Raw genomic sequence first — 1,936 nt, forward strand, 5'->3', positions numbered from 1 at the left:
ACGACCGGTGCGGTGGCGGCGATCGGGCAGATCGCCTCGATCATCGCGTCGATCAACGACTACCAGCTGACGATCGCCTCGGCGGTCGAGGAGCAGACCGCGACGACCAACGAGATGTCCCGCGGGGTGGCCGAGGCCGCGACCGGGTCSGGGGAGATCGCGATGAACATCGGTGGCGTCGCGAGCTCGGCCGCGTCCTCCTCGCAGACCCTGGGGCAGATGGGCGACGCCGTCAGCGAGCTGGCGCGCCTCTCCACCGACCTGCGCACGAGGGTCTCCGCCTTCACGTTCTAGGACGCCCCCGCACGACCCCGACGCCCCGCCGCACCCCCTGCCGGCGGGGCGTCGGCCTGTCCGCGGGCCTCTCGAATCCCCCATACGGGACGTAGGTGCTAGCACCCAGATCTTCGACGGGTGGCATCGAGTCCGGAGCACTCACAAAGGGCCGTAGACGGCCGATCACACGGTCAACGAGCCCCACGCCACCAGGAGCAACCATGCGCAAGACCGGCCTCAGGAGCAGCAGCACGGCCACCCGCCGTCGCCCCTCCCGGTGGTTCCGCGACCGCTCGATCCGCACGAAGATCCTCACGGCGATCCTCGTCATGGCGGCCGTCGCGGTGGGCTCCGGCATCTACGCCGTCAGCGCGCTCCAGTCGGCGTCGGAGGCCAGCAAGACGCTCGCCGTCATCCAGTCGTCGATCATCGACATGCGCGTCGAGATCGAACAGCGCCAGATGCAGGCCCGCCTGGTCATCGCCCAGCTCGCCGCCGCGACCACGCGCACCGAGCAGCAGTCGTGGCTGGCGCAGCAGCAGGAGAACGACGCCGCCATGACGAAGGTCATGGACGCGTACGCCGCGAGCGACGCCTCGCAGGCGCCGAGCTGGCAGGCCTTCGCCCAGGACTACGAGGCGTGGCTGCGGGTCCGCGACAGCCAGCTCGTCCCGGCGGCCACCGGCACCAACGTCGACGCGTACGCCAAGCTCCTGGCCGAGGTCAGCCAGCCGGCGGTCGACAAGTTCACCGGCGACCTCGAGACGATGGTCCAGGAGATCAGCGGCTACACCGACAACCTGGCCGCGACCTCCGTCGCGAAGGCGGACCGTGCCGGCCGCATCCTGACGATCAGCCTGGTCGTGGCGCTCGCGCTGGCCCTGACGCTCGGCTGGTTCATCGCCGGCAGCATCGTCGGCGCCGTGCAGCGCGTCCGCGGCTCGCTGGTGGCGATGGCCGGCGGCGACTTCACGGTCCGCGCCACCGTCGACTCGAGCGACGAGCTGGGTCGCATGGCCGACGCGCTCGGCGCCGCCCAGGACTCGATCGTCGCGACGCTGCAGGGGGTCGTCGAGACCTCACAGACCGTGGCGGCCGCGGCCGAGCAGCTGTCCGCCTCCTCGAGCGAGGTGGCGGCGGGTTCCGATGAGACCAGTGCGCAGGCGGGTGTCGTCGCGGCTGCCGCGGAGCAGGTGTCGCGCAACGTCCAGGCGGTGGCGGCCGGGGCGGAGCAGATGGGGGCCTCGATCCGGGAGATCGCGCAGAACGCGAACCTGGCCGCGAAGGTGGCCGATCAGGCCACGTCGGCGGCGTCGTCGGCGAACGAGCAGGTGGCGCGTCTGGGTGAGTCGTCCCAGCAGATCGGGAACGTGGTCAAGACGATCACCAGCATCGCGGAGCAGACGAACCTGCTGGCGTTGAACGCGACGATCGAGGCTGCGCGTGCCGGTGAGGCGGGCAAGGGGTTCGCGGTCGTGGCTGGTGAGGTCAAGGAGCTGGCCTCGGAGACCGCGCGGGCCACGGAGGACATCGCGCGTCGGGTGGAGGCGATCCAGGCCGACACGACCGGTGCGGTGGCGGCGATCGGGCAGATCGCCTCGATCATCGCGTCGATCAACGACTACCAGCTGACGATCGCCTCGGCGGTCGAGGAGCAGAC

At 71.0% G+C, this 1,936-nt stretch carries 1 protein-coding gene and 1 pseudogene; both read left to right on the plus strand.

Going from position 1 to position 1,936, the window contains the following annotated elements; all coding sequences use genetic code 11:
- A pseudogene (locus tag AC1DUE_RS19930) lies at positions 1 to 294 on the plus strand (methyl-accepting chemotaxis protein); the annotation flags it as partial.
- 203 nt (positions 295 to 497) lie between these two features.
- On the plus strand, positions 498 to 1,936 hold a 1,439-nt coding region (locus tag AC1DUE_RS19935; protein WP_477041151.1), incomplete at its 3' end, for a methyl-accepting chemotaxis protein.

Source organism: Cellulomonas sp. P4_A2, from assembly GCF_056402515.1.